At 41.8% G+C, this 18,604-nt stretch carries 15 protein-coding genes; 13 read left to right on the forward strand and 2 right to left on the reverse strand.

Features of this window, described 5'->3' with window-relative positions; translation table 11 throughout:
- Positions 1-225: 225 nt before the first annotated feature.
- Positions 226-1,293, reverse strand: a complete 1,068-nt coding sequence (locus RR876_RS03675; protein ID WP_332476684.1) for an aldehyde reductase — start codon at positions 1,291-1,293, stop codon at positions 226-228.
- Between the two features lie 274 nt (positions 1,294-1,567).
- Between RR876_RS03675 and RR876_RS03680 the strand changes: the two genes are divergently transcribed.
- The 5 genes from RR876_RS03680 to bfr all read left to right on the forward strand — a co-directional run bounded on the left by RR876_RS03680 (position 1,568) and on the right by bfr (position 6,741).
- A complete protein-coding gene (locus RR876_RS03680; protein ID WP_332476683.1) occupies positions 1,568-3,748 on the forward strand; it encodes a TonB-dependent siderophore receptor in 2,181 nt (726 codons plus the stop codon).
- Positions 3,749-3,822: 74 nt separating this feature from the next.
- Positions 3,823-4,113 carry a hypothetical protein gene (locus RR876_RS03685; protein WP_332476682.1) on the forward strand — a complete coding sequence of 97 codons (291 nt, stop codon included), beginning with the start codon at positions 3,823-3,825 and terminating at the stop codon, positions 4,111-4,113.
- Entirely contained in the window at positions 4,079-4,372 is a 294-nt protein-coding gene (locus tag RR876_RS03690; RefSeq protein ID WP_332476681.1) for a hypothetical protein, read from the forward strand. The genes RR876_RS03685 and RR876_RS03690 overlap by 35 nt, the downstream gene beginning before the upstream one ends.
- A 3-nt stretch (positions 4,373-4,375) precedes the next feature.
- Positions 4,376-6,007 (forward strand): PepSY-associated TM helix domain-containing protein, encoded by a 1,632-nt coding sequence (locus tag RR876_RS03695; RefSeq protein ID WP_332476680.1) that lies wholly within the window; start codon positions 4,376-4,378, stop codon positions 6,005-6,007.
- Positions 6,008-6,276: 269 nt separating this feature from the next.
- A complete protein-coding gene (gene bfr / locus RR876_RS03700) occupies positions 6,277-6,741 on the forward strand; it encodes a bacterioferritin (protein WP_004695301.1) in 465 nt (154 codons plus the stop codon).
- Between the two features lie 101 nt (positions 6,742-6,842).
- On the opposite strand, the gene RR876_RS03705 is transcribed toward bfr, so the two are convergent.
- The gene (locus RR876_RS03705; RefSeq protein ID WP_332476679.1) at positions 6,843-7,412 is read right to left on the reverse strand and encodes a peroxiredoxin; all 570 of its coding nucleotides are present in this window, start codon (positions 7,410-7,412) and stop codon (positions 6,843-6,845) included.
- 154 nt (positions 7,413-7,566) lie between these two features.
- Here RR876_RS03705 and RR876_RS03710 point away from each other — a divergent pair, with 154 nt between their 5' ends.
- The 8 genes from RR876_RS03710 (at position 7,567) to RR876_RS03745 (ending at position 18,596) form a co-directional block, all read left to right on the forward strand.
- Positions 7,567-8,313: a hydrolase gene (locus RR876_RS03710; RefSeq protein WP_332476678.1), complete on the forward strand. Its 747-nt coding sequence runs from the start codon at positions 7,567-7,569 to the stop codon at positions 8,311-8,313.
- 105 nt (positions 8,314-8,418) lie between these two features.
- The gene (gene bioA / locus RR876_RS03715; RefSeq protein ID WP_332481821.1) at positions 8,419-9,738 is read left to right on the forward strand and encodes an adenosylmethionine--8-amino-7-oxononanoate transaminase; all 1,320 of its coding nucleotides are present in this window, start codon (positions 8,419-8,421) and stop codon (positions 9,736-9,738) included.
- A complete protein-coding gene (locus RR876_RS03720) occupies positions 9,735-10,892 on the forward strand; it encodes an 8-amino-7-oxononanoate synthase (protein ID WP_332476676.1) in 1,158 nt (385 codons plus the stop codon). Before bioA ends, RR876_RS03720 begins: the two co-directional genes overlap by 4 nt.
- A gap of 7 nt (positions 10,893-10,899) precedes the next feature.
- A complete protein-coding gene (gene bioC / locus RR876_RS03725; protein WP_332481822.1) occupies positions 10,900-11,679 on the forward strand; it encodes a malonyl-ACP O-methyltransferase BioC in 780 nt (259 codons plus the stop codon).
- Complete coding sequence (bioD, locus tag RR876_RS03730) at positions 11,676-12,320, forward strand: dethiobiotin synthase (protein ID WP_168158223.1); 645 nt, start codon at positions 11,676-11,678, stop codon at positions 12,318-12,320. The genes bioC and bioD overlap by 4 nt, the downstream gene beginning before the upstream one ends.
- A gap of 625 nt (positions 12,321-12,945) precedes the next feature.
- Positions 12,946-14,730, forward strand: a complete 1,785-nt coding sequence (locus RR876_RS03735; RefSeq protein WP_332476674.1) for an ABC transporter substrate-binding protein — start codon at positions 12,946-12,948, stop codon at positions 14,728-14,730.
- A gap of 17 nt (positions 14,731-14,747) precedes the next feature.
- A complete protein-coding gene (locus RR876_RS03740) occupies positions 14,748-16,556 on the forward strand; it encodes an ABC transporter substrate-binding protein (RefSeq protein ID WP_332637063.1) in 1,809 nt (602 codons plus the stop codon).
- A 24-nt stretch (positions 16,557-16,580) separates the two neighbouring features.
- Positions 16,581-18,596 carry a M3 family metallopeptidase gene (locus RR876_RS03745; protein ID WP_332637064.1) on the forward strand — a complete coding sequence of 672 codons (2,016 nt, stop codon included), beginning with the start codon at positions 16,581-16,583 and terminating at the stop codon, positions 18,594-18,596.
- Positions 18,597-18,604: the final 8 nt, after the last annotated feature.

An 18,604-nucleotide genomic window follows, 5' to 3' on the forward strand; every position in this document is an offset into this window, starting at 1 on the left:
GTTACTTTGGATTAGCCCAAAGTAACCAAAGGCATTAGTCATCAGCAAAACTCGTTCATTGCCATCAATGAATAAAATTGTCGCAGAAACAATTTTTTTTCTAATGTAGTGTTGTCTCGAACAGTTGCTGATGACATTTCGTGTATCCCATACCTTCATAAATTTAGAAAAAGCATAATGCTCGTCAGTTATGAAATTGACTAGTATTATGCTTTTTATTTATTTTCAAGGAATATATTGTTTGATGACACCGTCATCAAGCAATTGTTGAAAGTGCTCAATGAGGCTTTCTTTGACATCTCGATACTCTAAGCCTAATTCTTTTTGGCTCTTGTTCGCATCAAAATAAATGGGATAACCCATATTCAATTCAACAAACTCGCGGCTAAAACCAATGAATGGACCAATTACTTTAAAGGCTGCTTTGGGAAGTTCATTTCGTGGAAATGGAAACTTCCAACCAAAATGTGCTTTAAGCAATTGACCGATTTCAAGCAGACTTAAAGTTCCACCACTTACAATGTAACGACCTGTTGCTTCTGGGGTGAATGCTGCTTGTAAGTGCGCTTCAGCAACATCTTGAACATCGACCACACCATTCCACATGGGTGGAACACCCGCGAGTGTTAAGCCATTGGTAAATTGTTGTAAGACCTCAATGGAACCTGACTGCGTATTTGGTGTCAATGAACGACCAAAGACCAACGCAGGGTTAATGCATACCAACTGCCAACGATCTTGTGCCTCAGCCATTTCCCAAGCTTTACGCTCAGCCATCACTTTAGAATATGGATAAGGCTGATGGGTCTCAGAACTGCTGCTGTTCCAGTGACTTTCATTAAAAGTATTGTGGTCTGTTTTTAAAATATCAATGGCATCACCATAGGTCGACGCAATACTCGAAGTGACGATGACGCGTTTAACGGATTCGGTTTCATTAACGGCGTTTAAGACATTTTCTGTACCCAAAACAGCAGGTTCAATGATGTCTTTCACCGCATCTTTATAGTTGGTAACGACGAAAGGAGAGGCCATATGAAAGACAATTTCACAACCTTGCATCGCTTCTTTAAAGGAATTGGGTTCGAGCAAATTGGCTTTAAAGAGTTTCAGTGTTCCAGCACTGCTGTCTGCAATTTTAGATAAATGCGCGAAGCTTTGGGTCTTGTTCAGGTCACGTACAGTGGCATGAACGGTATACCCTTGGGTTAATAATTTTTGAATCACCCAACTGGCAATATAACCCGATGCACCTGTAACCAGTACTGGTGCTTGTGTTGCTAAGTTTGTCATAGATTACCCATTGTTGTTTTAAGTATTGGCTTAGTGTAAACGTGAATGCCATGAAAGTCTTTGCCTATGGGGTGAACAGATGCCTGACTTATGCGTCATTTTATGATATTGCACCAAACTGTATTGAAAATAAGCGAGTAAAACGTATTTTTTCGCAGTAAGCTTAAATTTATATTTTAGATCAAATAGATAAGTCAAATTATAAAATACAATAAATAATGATAATTATTTTGCATATAATAATGATTCTCATTAAAAATAAGTGTTGTTTAAAATGAAATCCTTCTCTAAGAAAATTCTTGCAAGCTCTGTTGGGCTTTTAATGATGGGTGGAGGCTGTTTACAGCTTACTTTTGCAGAGGAGATTTCAGTTTTACCTGCCTTAAAATCAGAAGCACAGACACAACAAGGCTATGCCGATGGCAAATTGGCGAAGGATGCTAACTTAGGTGCTTTAGGGAATAAGTCTGTGATTGACACGCCTTTTAGTGTCACCACATATACCGCCAAAACCATTATCGATAGCCAAGCAGCGACGGTCTCTGAAGTTCTTAAAAATGATCCGAGTATTCGTGAAACGACCAATTCAGGCCATTTAAATGAAAATGTTCAGATTCGTGGTTTCTTCGTGGGTTTTGAAGACTACAACATCAATGGCCTATATGGCATGGCTCCAACAGGTCGAATTCCGACCGATATTATTGATTCGGTCACTGTACTTAAAGGTCCAAATGCCTTGGTTGCTGGTATGGCGCCAGCGGGTGGTGTTGGTGGCGTGGTAATGGCACAAACCAAACGTGCCAAGCAAGATCTGACACGTGTAAGTGCAAGCTATGAAGATGATGGCTACTATAAGTCAGGCTTCGATGTTGCAAGACGTTTAGGCGACAACAATGAATTTGGTGTACGTGTCAGCGGTTCTTATGGACAAGGTGAACATATCGTTGAGGGGATGGATGATTCCAATGCAACAGGTGTCGTGGCACTGGACTATACAACAGACAAGTTGAAGCTAAACTTTGACGCTTATGCGGTGAGAGACAAGCGGGATAATGGTTCACCTGTAATGGTGAGTATGGGAACCATTGGAAAAGTGATTGATGCGCCGAGTGGTGATAGTAATTTCTTTCAAAATATTCATGGTGAACAAAATAGCCAATATGTAGGAGCATCAGGCGAATATAAATTTAGTCCTGATTTAAAAGTATTTGCTGGTGCAGGCTATAACGAAAAAGAATATGCGGGACATATTTTTGGTACGCGGATGATTGTAACAAATGCGGCTACAGGTGCAGCAAGTTCACAATATTATCGAGTAGGTTACCAAGAACATGCTGTCGCAGCTAATCTTGGTCTAGAAGGGAAGTTTGAAACAGGTGCCATTCAACATACGCTTGGCTTACGTGCGGATTACTTAACCCGCAATTATTGGCAGCACTATAATAATAGAGCATCAGGTTTTATCTTACCGACGAATGGGTTTACAACAAATCTTTATGACCCAAGTGTAGGTGCATCTGGGCAGATGCCAACAGCCAAGCCATATATTGGGCCATATGCAGATAACCGTTATGTCAGCTATACCTTAACCGATCAAATGTCGATGCTAGACGATAAATTACAAGTCATTTTAGGTGCGCGTTATCAAGATATTTCGACAGAGTCTTTAGTGCCTTATTCAAGGTCTACATATAACTCAGATAAAGTATCTCCGAGCCTAGGGATTGTGCTTAAGCCTTTTGGAGAAGATTTATCACTTTACGCAAGCTATGTAGAAGGGTTGTCTGAAGGTAAAACTGTAGATTCAACGCTTAATGATGTGAATAAAGGTAAAACCTTTGCTCCATATCAAACTAAACAATATGAAGTGGGTACAAAATATCAAGCTGGTTCATGGCTCAATACTTTAGCGCTTTATCAAATTGAAAAACCAGATACGATGGTTACAGTGTTTGCTCAAGCTGACGTCAATGGTAATACCCAAATAACAACAGATGATGCCAAAACGCGTTCACGCGGTATCGAGCTTTCAACAGCAGGACAGCTAACCGAAGACTTAAGTTTGATGGCGAACTTAGCTTATATCGATGCTGAATATGTGAAATCAGGGACAGTATCTCAAGTTGGCAATACGGTAATCGGTACGCCTGATTTTACTGCGGGGCTAGGTCTGGACTATAAAATACCTGTCGTTGAGGGCTTGAGTGTAAATGGTCGTGCTTCTTATGTTAGCGAGCAGTACTTAGATTCTACAAATAAGTTAGAACTGCCTGATTATACGATTGTAGATTTGGGGGCTAAATATGCGACAAAAATTGGCGGTGTAAATACTACCTTTAGAGCCAATGTAAATAACTTAACCGATGAAAAATATTGGTCTGGGGTATTTGGCAATAACTATGCAATTTTGGGTGCAGGCCGTACCTATAAACTTGGCGTCACTTTCGATTTCTAATTTTTATGATCAGCCCATTGCGATGCATTGGGCTTTTTTTATGTCTGAATGCTGTCTCATTTAAGTTGAAAGCAATGATGAAATTTCTCGGTTTACTCCTGTGCTGCGGTGGCTCTGTACTGCTGTATTTGACCCATCCTAATCAAACGGTTCTTAAACAGGCTGTGGCGAAAAAGTATCGTTGGGTCGGGTGGATTGGTTTTGTTTTGGCATTGGTTCTTTTACTGGCGGTATTACCAAAACTGGTGGCGGTGTTGATGTGGTTACTGATGCCATTGGTGTTGTGGTCAGCACTGCCATTTATTCCTTTATTATATGGGGCTTTGACGCATGACGTTGCTACGCGATCAAAAGATACAACCTGACTGGTGGACGAAAAGCTTTGCTGGTGCAGTTCTTGGACTTAGTCTAGCTTTCGCTTTAGCTGCATTAATCACAATGTGGGGACTGCAATCTGAGTATCGTAGTCTTGCTCCACAGTTAGGGATGTGGTCGATTCCTTGGATTTGGCTACCGTTATTTTTTGTGGCCTATTTTATTCCACGTGGATGGCAGTCCATTGTGATTTATCTGTTTTTCAATGTTGTGGCTTACACACTCGTATTTTGGCTCAGAGGGGCATAGGGCATGAAGGTACGTACAGATATTCTCCGACTGGCCAAAGAGTTACATACGTGGGTAGGAATTTGCGCAGGCATTCTCTTGTTCATTTGCTTTTTTGCAGGTGGGCTGAGTATGTTTCAGCATGATTTGAGTAAGTGGGCAACGCCACCGCAACAAAGTTTAAATACGGTTGAACTCCATCAGTACAACGATTTGGTGTCACAGGTACAGCAGCAGTATCCTGAAGCGCAAAAAAGTTTCCAGATCAATTTAAACTCCAAAGAGTTCCATTATGCCCCGATTCAATGGCAACCTGCGCAAAGTCAAGCACATGATGATCACGACTTTGATACCGATCAAAGCGCGATGTTAGCGACATTGAAACCAGATGGTACTTTACAGGTTGAACAAGAAAATTTATCCAAACTGGGTTGGTTGATTGAACAGTTGCATGAAACAGCAGGCATTCCGGGGATGCTTGGGCACCATACACTCGGTGTTTATGTGATGGGCGTGGTATCCGTCTTATATTTTTTGGCGCTCATGACAGGTTTGATCATCCTCTTGCCGACGTTGGTCAAAGACTATTTTGCGATACGGCAAGGTAAGAATAAAAAACGCTTTTGGCTCGATGCGCATAATGTGATTGGCATTACCAGTTTACCGTTTCATATTTTGATTAGTGTGACGGTGATTGTTTTTGCATTTCATGATCTATTTTATGATGGCTTGGGGCAGTTGGTCACCAAAGGTAAACCATTGTTTGAACGTCCTGCTGCGGTGCAGATTGCAGATCCGGTTCCTCAACTGGATGTTGAAAAAATACTCTTACAGGTACAGCAACAAGCACAGGGCTATGAGGTCTCGTCTGTAAGCTTTAACAATCTAGACCAACCCGCCAAGGCTTCGGCACGCGTCAGTTTATATAGTCCAGATCAGATGTTACGCGGTGATAACTTCGACGTGATGTTTTTCAATCCTTATCAGCCTGCACCTTATAGTACAGCCAATTTAAATACCCAGAGTTCTGGTCTAGATCAACTGATTCGATCGATGTTCAGTTTGCACTTTGGTAACTATGGCGGAGATTTTACCCGTTGGTTATATTTGGCCTTGGGTCTAGGCGGAGCATTTTTATTTTACTCAGGTAATCTGTTATGGATTGAATCTCGAGTGAAACGACAAAAAAATCCAAATTTAGCACCACCTGCCCAGCGTAAGGATGTGCAATTCATCGCAAACTTAACCATAGGGTCATGTTTGGGAACAGTCTTTGGCATTGTTATGAGTATGTTGATCGGGCGTTGGGCCTATGTATTCAGTCCTGAACTACACAGCATCAACGCATGGTTTATGTATATCTATTATGCGATTTTTATCTTCAGTTTAATGCTTAGCTTTGTACTGGGCGCGGCGCGAGCATTACCAACGTTACTGCTGTCGATTGTGATTGTTTTACTGCTTATGCCTTTGACTTCTGCTATAGAACTGCTCTTACCTGAGATTGGACTATGGTCATCTTCTTCCTCTTTATGGTGGATTGACGTCTTTGCTATTCTTTTTTCTGGGTTATTTTTCCGTTTTTATCGTCAAGCTCAGGCCCGAGTCCAGTCCGCAGACGTGGGTTCTCTTTGGTCCGTTGCTCAGAACAAGTGAAAGAATGAATACCGTTCCAAGGCTGAAATAAGAAGCATTTTTAATGGTTACAAAATGAAGCACAGGGCTGTTTAAGCCTAAAAAGCCTTTGTAAAAGAGATGAAGTTTTGCAAAGGCTTCTTTTATAACTATTATTTTGATGATTCATACTGCAAATGCGTATGTTTCTCATTTTAATTTTATAAAAATCATAAACTTACATAATTTATCTTTTGCAAAGTGAATTAAATGTGTCCATAATAGTTGCATTAGAGAATGGAGATTTTGAAATGCGTGGCAATCCTGAAGTCGTAGACTACTTAAATATGTTGATCGGTGGAGAATTGGCTGCACGCGATCAATATCTCATTCATTCACGTATGTATGAAGATTGGGGCTTAAGCAAAATCTTTGAACGTATCGATCATGAAATGCAAGAAGAAGCACAACATGCAGATGCGATTATTCGCCGTGTTTTGTTTTTGGAAGGCACACCGAATATGCAACGTGATGACGTTGAAATTGGTGAAGATGTGGTTTCTTGCTTAAAAGCCGATTTAAAGCTTGAATATCATGTACGTGAAAAATTAGCACAAGGCGTAAAATTGTGTGAAGAAAAGGGTGATTACATTACCCGTGACATGTTACGTCAACAAATGTCAGATACCGAAGAAGACCATACCTATTGGTTAGAAAAACAATTACGTTTAATCGAGTTGATTGGTCTGCAAAACTACATTCAGTCTCAAATGTAAGAGATGCTAGCCACCAGTTTTATGTAAAGGTGCTTTTGCATTTACATACTGAGTAATCAAAAAAGCCTTCGAATCAATGTCCGAAGGCTTTTTTGTATGGGTTATTTTTTAGAGAATTTTTGAATATCTGCCAATACTTGTCCCGCATGGGTTTGGGTATTTACACTGCTGTAGTGATAGACCACCGTACCTTGTGGGTCAATCAGAAAGGTTTCACGTCTGGCAATTTTCGCGATGCCCAAGTTCCGCACGATACCTAATTGATTTGCCAGTTGATGATTGTTATCAGCTAAAATAGGGAAATTCAGCCCCAACTTTTTAGAAAATTTTTGATGTGACTGTACATCGTCCAAACTTACGCCTAAGACCACCGCATTATTTTTGCTAAATTGTGGGTAGAGTGCTTTAAACTGATTGGCTTCTTGGGTGCAGCCCGGTGAGTCATCCTTCGGATAAAAATAGAGAACGACCCATTTGCCTTGATATTGTTTGAGCTCATGCCATTTGGCATTTTGATCTTGTAACTTAAAACTCGGTGCGGGCTTGCCTACCCATTGTTTTTGGTCTGATGAAGCGCTTGAAAAAGCCGGTGCTGCATAAGTGGCGCTATTGATGGCACAGAAACTACCTAGCGAAATTAAGCTAATCGTTGCCATTTGCATTATTTTCATTGTGTAGGCTGTCCAGAAATGTATTTCATTGATCTTAGCAAATTTTAAGGCAATAAAGTGCTGAGATTCTGGTGTCTAAATTTGAATTATTTATTTAAATTTACTGTTCATTCAAAGGGCTTGCTTTGTAACGGAGTCTGAGGTTTTATACTGTTTGAAATTTACAGTTTTAGAGTCGGCATTGAATCAACGTATCTTACTCATCACGGGCTGGGGTGGTGGAACCAAGTTATTGCAATCTTTGGCTCATGCTCTGCAGCATAAAGGCCATTCGGTTGAGCTGATCAATATTTTTAATGGATTGGATGCGCAAGTTTTGCAGCAACATGCTGAACAAGCCAAAGATTTTGATGTCATTATCGGTTGGTCTTTGGGTGGACAACTGGCGACTTTATTGGTCGAGGCTGTTGAACAGCAGTATCAACAGCAAAAAGTATTAATCACTTTGGCTTCAAATCCGTGCTTTGTGGCGCATGAAAACTGGCCAACCGCGATGAGTCCAGCGACATTTCAAAACTTTAAACAATCCTTCGAAGAAGATGCGATTGCAACCTTAAAGAAATTTGGATTTATGGTATGCCAAGGGACGGCAACCACCAAGCAAGATTTTTTGCAGTTGCAAAGTTTGCTCCAACCTCAATCTTTAGATCTGTTAAAACAGGGACTAAATTGCTTAGAGCATTTAAATACCGTTGAGATCTTACAAAATTATACGGGACATCAACTCCATCTATTAGCCAAACAAGATTTTTTAGTTAGCTACAAAGTCTTGGATAATTTAAAAGCTTTAGGCACAAATTTTTTAGATGCGATGCTTTTAAGTGGTTCACATGGACTTCCAGTTTTTCATGCCGATGAAGTAACTGACAAAATCTGCCAATATTTACAAAAAATGGATTAAACAATTTGCTGAGTGGCGAATATCGCAATTTCTTTTTGATGCGCGCAGGTTTAAGATCAGTCGAATTGAAATTTTGCTGTAACTGTAGTCGATATGGAGTTAAGGATGACTGAGATTAATGCCAAATTGGATGCTGAGTTGGATGACTTAGCATTTGATAGAGAACATATTTGGCATCCTTATACCTCGATGACCAATCCGCTCCCCACCTTTAAAGTCAAAAAAGCCTTTGGTTCAACCATTGAACTAGAAGATGGGCGTCAGCTGATTGATGGAATGTCTTCGTGGTGGTGCACCATACATGGTTATAATCATCCTGAACTGAACAAGGCTGTGACAGATCAACTGCAAAACATGTCGCATATTATGTTTGGTGGTTTTAGCCATGATCCAGCCATTCAACTGGGCAAATTACTGTTGCAAATCACCCCGCCAAGTTTAGATAAAATTTTCTATGCAGACTCGGGTTCTGTTGCGGTTGAAGTGGCGTTAAAGATGGCAGTTCAATATTGGACTTCGCTTGGGAAACAAGACAAAACCAATTTTGTCACCCCGCGTTCGGGCTACCATGGTGATACATGGAATGCGATGTCGGTCTGTGACCCTGTCACAGGAATGCATCAAATTTTTGGCTCAAGTTTACCCAATCGTATTTTTGTTCCTGCACCGCAAGTGGCCTTTGATGCAGCATGGGATCAGAAGGACATTTGTGAGCTTGAAAACACCTTAGCTACACAGCATGAAAGTATCGCCGCGCTGATTATTGAGCCGATTGTTCAGGGTGCAGGAGGGATGCGTTTTTATCATCCTGAGTATTTACGGCAGGCCAAATTGTTGTGTGAAAAATACAGCGTTTTACTGATTTTTGATGAAATTGCGACGGGTTTTGGGCGTACGGGGAAACTCTTTGCTTGGGAGCATGCACAGGTCGAACCTGACATTATGTGTATGGGTAAAGGTTTGACAGGCGGCTATATGACCTTGTCTGCAACCTTAACCACAAAGCATATTGCTGAAACCATCAGTCGAGGCGAAGCGGGTGTGTTTATGCACGGTCCAACGTTTATGGCCAATCCCTTGGCGTGTGCGGTGGCGGCGAAAAGTACAGAACTCCTGATCTCACAAGATTGGCAAAGCAATATTCAACGCATTGAAACACAACTTCGTACCGCTTTGACACCGTTGCAGTCACTTGAATATGTACACGAGGTTCGTGTATTGGGGGCCATCGGTGTGGTTGAGCTGACGTTTAATGTAGATATGAAGACCTTACAACAGGAGTTTGTCCGCCGTGGTATTTGGGTGCGACCATTTGGAAAACTGGTCTATGTGATGCCCCCTTATGTGATTACCACACAGGAACTCAAGACCTTACTTGAGCAACTGGTTGAAGTGGTAGCGCAGATGCAGGAGCCTGTTGTATGAAGCATGTAGAACATTTTGCAGCACAACTGGATGTACTTAAACAGCAAGGCAATTTGCGCCAGTTCACGTCCAATATGCAGCAAGGGCGGATGATTCGAATCAATGATCATGAGATGTTGAATTTGGCATCGAATGACTATCTAGGATTGGCTGCAAATATAGAATTACGTGAACAGTTTTTCGATGAAACACCAAATGCACAGCGTTGGATGAGTTCAGCTTCTTCACGCTTATTGACGGGTAATTTTCCTGAATATGAACAGTTCGAGGCCAGTCTAAGTCAGGCTTTTCATGGTCGATCGGCTTTGGTATTCAACAGCGGCTATCACATGAATATCGGTATTTTACCTGCGCTAGCGGACAGTAAAACCCTAATTCTGGCTGATAAATTAATCCACGCTAGCATGATTGATGGCATTCGTTTATCGACAGCGAAGTTGGTACGTTATCGCCATAATGACTTGGCACATTTGACTCAACTTTTACAGAAGTATCATACCGATGATACTTTTGAGCGAATCATTGTGGTGACGGAGTCCATTTTTAGTATGGATGGTGATGAAACCGATTTGGCTGAATTGGTTCGCATCAAAAAACAGTTTGAAAAAGTCATGCTCTATGTCGACGAAGCACATGGCATTGGCGTACGTGGTGAGCAAGGCTTGGGCTGTGCTGAGCAATACCAAGTGATTGATGAGATCGACTTTTTAGTTGGTGCTTTGGGTAAGGCTATGGCTTCAATCGGTGGCTATCTGATTTGTCACCCTGTGATTCGAGACTATCTCATCAATACGATGCGCCCATTGATTTTTAGTACGGCACAACCGCCGATCTGTATGGCGTGGAGCAACTTTATCTTGCAACAAGTCTTGCAGTTAAATAATACACGTCAGCATTTACACAGTATCAGTCAGCGTCTACAGCAAGCAGTTCAGGCGAAAGGTTTTGATTGTCCATCAACGTCTCAAATTGTCCCTGTGATCATCGGGGATTCAAGCAAAACGGTAGAGAAGGCAAAAGCTTTGCAACAATCGGGTTTTTATATTATGCCTGTACGACCGCCGACTGTGCCGCAGCATAGTTCTAGACTGCGTATTTCCTTGACCGCTCAAGTTCGCCATACTGATTTAGATCAGTTGATTCAGTTGTTGTGAGTGAGCCGTGAAGAATTTAGAGATTGATAAAGCACAAGTCGCATTGCGCTTTGCTCAGGCAGGGCAAAGCTACAGTGAGCATGCGGTTGTGCAAAAGCAAATTGCACGCCAGCTTTTTGATTTAATCCAACGTTATGCCGTTAAAACGCAATTTGAGCGGGTGTTTGAAATTGGTTGTGGTTCAGGCAATTTAAGCCATTTACTGCTGAAAGATTTCCAAATTTCACACTATCTTCTGAATGACTTATATGCCGAAGTGCAGCAGCACTTTCAGGGCTATTCAAATATAGACTGGTTATTAGGCGATATTGAACAGCTTGTTTTTCCAGCTTATTTAGAACTGATCGTATCGACCTCTGCGCTGCAGTGGATGACGAATCTTGATGCTGTTTTTCAGAAAGCGAATGACAGTCTGCTTCCACAAGGGCTGTTTTGTTTTTCCACTTTTGGTGAGCGGAATTTACAAGAGATTAAGACCTTAACGGGGCAAGGTTTAGATTATGTCAACCTCGATCAACTCCGGGTAAAATTGAAGAACCAAGGCTTTGAAGTTCTGCATCTGTCTGAACAGATTGAGTACTTAGACTTTGCGACACCGAAACAGGTACTGCAACATTTAAAAGCCACAGGTGTCACGGCAACTGCCTCTAGCTTTCGTTGGACCAAGCACTCGCTTGAACGCTTTTATCAAGATTATCAACAGTTTTCACAACTCGATACATCAGGTCAGATTCATTATCGCCTGAGTTATCACCCTATTTATTGTATTGCACGGAGAATGCCATGACTGGATCAGTTTACTTTATTAGTGGAATCGATACAGGCATTGGGAAAACCTATACCACGGGCTACTTAGCCAAGCTTTGGAATGAACAAGGCCAAAAAACCATTACCCAAAAGCTAGTGCAAACGGGCAATGTTGATGTTTCTGAAGACATTGAACAGCATCGTAAAATTATGGGTATGGGCTGGTTTCCAGAAGATGACAGTAAGCTGACCATGCCTGAAATTTTTAGTTATCCTGCATCGCCACATTTAGCGACTAAAATTGATGGTCGTGAGATTGATTTTGCAAAAATCGAGCGTGCTACTCAGCAGCTGGCTGAAAAATATGAGGTAGTGTTGTTAGAAGGTGCGGGTGGTTTGATGGTGCCCTTAACCACAGATTTGCTCAGTATTGACTATATTGCAGCCAAGCAACTGCCTGTGATTTTGGTGAGTTCGGGACGTTTGGGTAGTATTAATCATACCATTTTAAGTTTAGAAGCACTGAAAAGTCGTGGTTTAGAGCTTTATGCTTTGGCTTATAACTTAAATGATGAGTCACAAGATGAACTCATTTCTAAAGACACGGCGACCTATTTAAAAGCTTATTTGGCGACACATTTTCCGCAAGCATTGTGGATCGACATTCCCGTATTGAAGTAATCTTTTTACTTTTATTGTTTACATATGAAAAATAATGAAACTCATCCTCTTCCAAAGCATGCATGATCATGCTGCACTTGGAGGATGAGCTGTTGCTAAATTTTGGAAAGTTTCAAGTCGAACTTCGCTCAAACTAAAAATGAAGATTTTGCAGTGACGAAAACGTTTTTCATGAATACCGACTAGAAAAATAATTCAAATGACATCAAAGAAGTAAAACATAGTGTGCGCAATGACAGAGGGATAATTGTATGGCATCACGTTCATTATCTGGTGTGAATAAAGAACAGGTTTAAATTGCTGTCTACGGCCACTAATCAAAAAGAAATCGATCATTTACCTAAGTTATATTTGAAGCTTGGCCGTATAAATTGGATGGAACATTTTTCGACTTATGGTACAACATCCTAAGGAATTAGAAAAAATAGGCATGGCATGATATTCGCTTTGTTGCTGGGGTGAATATTTGCCCATGACCGTTTTTTAAATTTTGATAATTAAAATTTAATTTATAAAACATGGGTTTATGTTTTAAGTTTTTGTCAGTGTTGTCTTAAAAATAAAACACAGACATTGAACATGGATGGCATGAGATCACCTTGCTTAAAAAAAGATGTGTATAGGTATGAACTTGAATTCAAAAAAACTGAAGCTTGCTGCTTTATCCCTTGCGATGGGTTTTGGCTTTTCTGCCTATGCAAAGTCGCCTGCAGATTCAAACAAAGTATTAAATATTGCTTATGAAGCGCCTGATGATGGTTTTGATACGGTTAAAACCTATAATTTTTATAGTGGTAGTATTGCCCAAGCCATTTTTGAACCACTTTTAAAATACGATTATTTGGCACGCCCCGCTCAATTGGTTCCAAACACAGCAGTGTCGATGCCAAAAATAGAACAAGAGGGCAAAGTCTATATCTTTAAAATTCAGCCCAATATTTATTTTAGCGATGACGCAGCCTTCAAAGGCAAGCCGCGAGAGTTGGTGGCGCAAGATTATATTTATTCTATGATGCGGATTATGGACCCGAAAAACCGCTCACCGACCTATTCATTTATAGAGGGTAAAATTGTCGGTGGCGATACTGCTGTTGCTCAAGCCAAGAAAACAGGCCAGTTTAATTACGATGCCGCGATTTCGGGTTTAAAAGCTCTCGATAAATACACACTACAAATCACATTGACCCGTCCTGACTATAACTTTCCCTATATCTTAGCTTACGCCACATTTAGTGGAACAGCGCGGGAAGTGGTGGAGTTTTATGGGGACCGAATCGCGCAACATCCCGTGGGAACAGGGCCTTATCAACTGAGTAAATATGTACCGCGGAGTCGTATTGAACTGGTGGCCAACCCGAAATATCGTGGTTTTACATGGAACTTTAAATCTACAGGTTCAAGTTGGGATAATCGTCTGGTCAAAGAAATGCAAGGCAAAAAAATGCCGCAAATTGGCAAAGTCAGCGTCAGTATTATTGAAGAAGAACAATCACGCTGGCTCGCGTTCAAATCAGGCCAACTCGATTTTGACAAACTGACTTCCAATGCAGTACCACAGGCTTTAAATGGCAAACAACTCAAACCTGAACTGGTCAAGCAGGGTATTCAACATTTCCCCAATAAAGACGCTGAAATCACCTATACCATGTTTAATATGCAAGACCCTACAGTAGGCGGGTTTGGGCTTGAAAAAGTTGCATTAAGACGTGCGATTAGTCTGGCTTATAACCAAGCAGAAGCCATTAAACAACTGTATAAAGGGCAGGCGGTGAAGTCGGAGATGTTGGTGCCTGAGGGGGTACAAGGCTTTAATCCGAATTATCGGAGTAGTGTGGCCTATAACCCGCTCTTGGCGAATAAATTACTGGATCGTTTTGGTTATAAAAAGGGGGGAGATGGCTACCGCCGACTACCGAATGGTCAGCCTCTAACGCTCAAGTTTATGACAGAAAATAGTTCCAGTTCCGTGATTCAGTCTGAACTGTGGAAGAAAAATTTAGATGCGATTGGTCTGCGTGCTGACTTTGTGGTGAGTAACTTTGCTGACAATTTAAAAGCAGCGATGCAATGTAAATATATGATTTGGGGCGGGGCTTGGATTGCTGATTATCCTGAAGGGGAAAACTTTGCCCAGCTGCTGTATGGGCCCAATTCGGCTCAGGGCAATCTCAGTTGCTACCAGTCCAAAGCGTATGATGCACTTTATACACAAGCAATGGCACTCCCACCGCCTCAGCGTTTGCCATTTTATGAAAAACTTAGTCGTCAAATTGAAGCCGATAATCCATGGATTATTCATAACAGTCGCATTCGAAATTGGTTGTTACATCCACAGATTCAGGGTTTTAAAGCACATCCGATGATGAATACCAATTGGCAGTATTTGGATATTCAGCCCATAAAAAAATAATTGAGATGTAGAACATAATGAGAGATCTAAATCAGACATTGAAACGATGGGGTTTGGGAATTTTGGCAGGCAGCATTCTGCTGAGTAGTTCAGTTTCCAGTTTTGCGCAAAGCCCTACCGACCCGAAAAAAGTTTTACGTTATGTTTTTCCTGTGGCTGAAACAGGCTTTGACCCTGCGGGCGTGCATGACTTGTACTCAGCCCATGTCAATGGTTCGATTTTTGAAACGTTGTTTACCTATGATTATTTGGCCTCACCTGCGAAATTGGTACCACGAACAGCTGCGGCTTTACCCGAGGTGAGCGCGGATGGATTGACCTATACCATTCGTCTGCAAAAGGGGATTTATTTTGCTGCTGACCCAGTGTTTAAAGGTAAAAAGCGTGAGCTGACCTCGGCTGATTATGTGTATACCTTTAAACGCTTAATGGATCCGAGTTTGCGTTCACCCAACAGTTGGTTGCTTGATGGGCGAATCTTAGGGATGGATGCTTTGCTGAAAGAGGCGCAGAAAACAGGAAAATTCAATTACGACCAATCTGTCGTGGGCTTGCAAACACCAGACCGTTATACCTTGGTTATTCGCCTGACCAGCCCTGATCAGAACTTTCCAATGCTGCTTGCGCATCAGCCTGCAGGCGCGGTTGCACGGGAAGTCATCGAAAAATATCGTGACAAATCTGGGTTTGTGATGGGGCATCCAATAGGAACGGGGCCGTATATGCTCAGCCGTTGGACGCCAGGTTCACGGATTATTTTAAAGTCCAACCCTGATTTCCGAAGTTTTGTTTGGAACTTTAAGGCCAGTACGCCTGAGGACCAAAAGATCGTTAAAGCCATGCAAGGCAAAAAGATGCCGCAAATTGGTGTGATTGATATTCAGGTGATGGAAGAAGGCCAGTCGCGATGGTTGTCCTTTATTAAAGATGAAGTGGATTTGTTTGCCTTAGATGGTGAGCTGACGGTTCAAGCCTTACAAGATGGAAAACTAAAACCTGAATTGGTTAAAAAAGGCGTACAGCTGTCACGAATCACCGATCCCTCTATTGACTATCATTATTGGAATATGCAAAACCCAATAGTCGGCGGCTTAAGTAAAGATAAAATCGCCCTGCGCCGTGCCATGGCGATGGCATTTTCAGCCGATAACTACATCAATATTTTACAAAAAGGTGATGCGCAAAAACTGCAAGCGCCGATTCCAAGTGGTGTGGTGGGCTACGATCCCAATTATCGAAGCAGTATTCCTTATTCAGTCAAAGCAGCAAATTTATTGTTAGATCGTTATCACTATAACGTGGCTGCGGATGGTTGGCGTACTCAGCCGAATGGGAAACCTTTGGTGATTGAGATGACGCTTTCGGGCAATAATTTACGCAGTCAACAACAGGCCGAGTTTTGGAAGAAAACCCTAGACAACATCAAAATCAAAATGACCACCAAGTCGATGCCTTTTGCTGAAGCTTTGAAATTAGAAAAACAATGTAAAACCATGTTTAAAGCATCAGCATGGATTGCAGACTACCCAGATGCAGATAACTTTATGCAGCTGTTTTATGGCAAAAACATCAAGATCACCAACAATGGCTGCGTCAAAATTCCTGAATATGACCGCCTATATGAACAAGCCCAAAAGATGACACCAAGCCCAGAGCGCGATGCAATCTACGCCAAAATGTCACGCCTGCTGGAAGTGTATATGCCTGTACAGGTGATTGGCGCGCGTTACCGCAATATCTTGGCACAACCGCGTGTGATTGGTTTTAAAAAGCATCCCATACTGCCTGCAGAGTGGATGTATATCGATATTGATTTGAAGAAATAGAAATTAAACAAAACTGGAGTCATGATGAAAAAGCAACATTTTAAATTCACTGCATTGTGCATGTTGGGCCTAGGGATGAGTCAGATGGCTTTGGCGGAAACACCACAGCGCCAAACATTACCCAGCTTTCAAGCCAAAGACATCCCTGCAATGTGTAATGCCAAAATTGCGGATGTGAAAAAGCAACTTAAAACGTTTGAAAATAAGCCCCTTAAAAACGAAACGGCAGTAGCGCCTATATTGGCTGAATGGGATCGTATTTTTGCATCATTTGAAGATTTTTACGGCCCGATTGGTCTGTATAGCAATGTTGACCCTGATGAAGCACTGCGTAAAGCGGCTGAAGACTGTGAAATTAAAATTAGCCAATTCCAAACCGATGTTTATCAGAATCCAAAGCTATATCAACAAATTAAGAAAATTAAAATTGCTGATCCCATTGAAGCCAAGTTCCGTGAAGATATTTTGGAAGGTTTTGAAAAAACAGGGATACAGCTTTCAGCGGATAAACAAGCACGCTTAAAAGCGATTTTTGATGAACTGGCAAAAATTGAACAAGAGTATGCGCGTAATGTACGTGATAATCCTGAAAAACTCGAATTTAGCCCTGATGAGCTAAAAGGCCTGCCACAAAGTTATATCGATGGCCTAAAGAAAAATGACAAAGGCAATTATTTACTCGGTTTTGAGTATCCCGATTATCGTCCGTTTATGGAGTTGGCAGATAACGATGACGCACGTAAGCGTTATCAAATTGCATTTACCCGACGTGGTGGCGAGAAAAATTTAGCGCTGCTGAAGCAAGCCATGGACTTACGTTATGAGTTAGCACAACTGTTTGGTAAGTCTAGTTATGCCGAATGGGTACTGCAAAGCCGGATGGCGAAAAACCCTGAAACTGTGAATAAATTTTTGGCAGATGTACATGCTACCGTGGCACCCCTAGAGAAAAAGGAAGTCCAAACTCTACGCGAGTTTAAAGCGCAAAGTTTGAATATCCCTGTTGAGCTAGCCAGTATTGAGCGTTGGAGCGAAGCATATTGGAGTGAAAAATTACGCAAAGCCAAGTATCAGGTTGACCAAGAACAGCTACGTCAGTATTTTCCAACGCAAGCCTCTCAAGACTGGCTATTTGCCATTTCTGAAAACCTGTATGGCATCAAGTTTAAGCCTGTAAAAGTCGAGGTTTGGCAAGATGAAGTGGAATATTACGATGTGACCGATGCCAAAACAGGGCAACTGCTCGGCGGCTTATATATGGATAAATTTCCACGTAAAGGCAAGTATGGACATGCTGCTGTGTGGGGCGTTTATGGCGGCAGTAGCCTAACTGGACGCAAACCGATTTCAGCACTGGTCACTAACTTTAACCGCAATGGTTTAAATAGCGATGAGTTAGAAACTTTTGTACATGAGTTTGGTCATGCGCTGCATGGCATTTTATCCAACACACGTTTTTCGTCTCAGTCAGGAACTTCGGTTGAGCGAGACTTTGTCGAAGCACCGTCACAAATGTATGAAGAATGGGCGCGACGTAAAGAGACTTTGTCAAAGGTGGCAGACTATTGTAAACCTGAGTGCCCACGCGTGGATGATGCGTTGATTACGAAACTTAATGCCGTGCATAGCTATGGGCGTGGTTTACATTATGCTCGTCAGACGTTGTATGCACAGTATGACATGGCGCTACATGGTAGTGATGCGCTAGACGTTCAGCCCTTAAAGGTTTGGGAAAAAATGGAAGGCGCAACGGCCTTGGGCTATGTTCCAACCACCGAGTTTCCGGGGCAGTTTGGTCACATCATGGGAGGGTATCAAGTAGGGTATTACGGTTATATGTGGTCAGAAGTGATGGCGTTGGACATGCTTTCAGCCTTTGGTGATAACTTAAATAATCCTGAAGTGGGACAGCACTATCGTCAAACCATTTTGTCCCAAGGCGGTCAAAAACCTGCCCAAGCATTGGTCAAAGACTTTTTGGGTCGTGAGCCTGATAACAAAGCCTTTTTCGATGAAATTACCGGTCAACGGGTGAAATAAGGGGCATT

The organism is Acinetobacter sp. (assembly GCF_036666595.1).
Lineage (GTDB): Bacteria > Pseudomonadota > Gammaproteobacteria > Pseudomonadales > Moraxellaceae > Acinetobacter.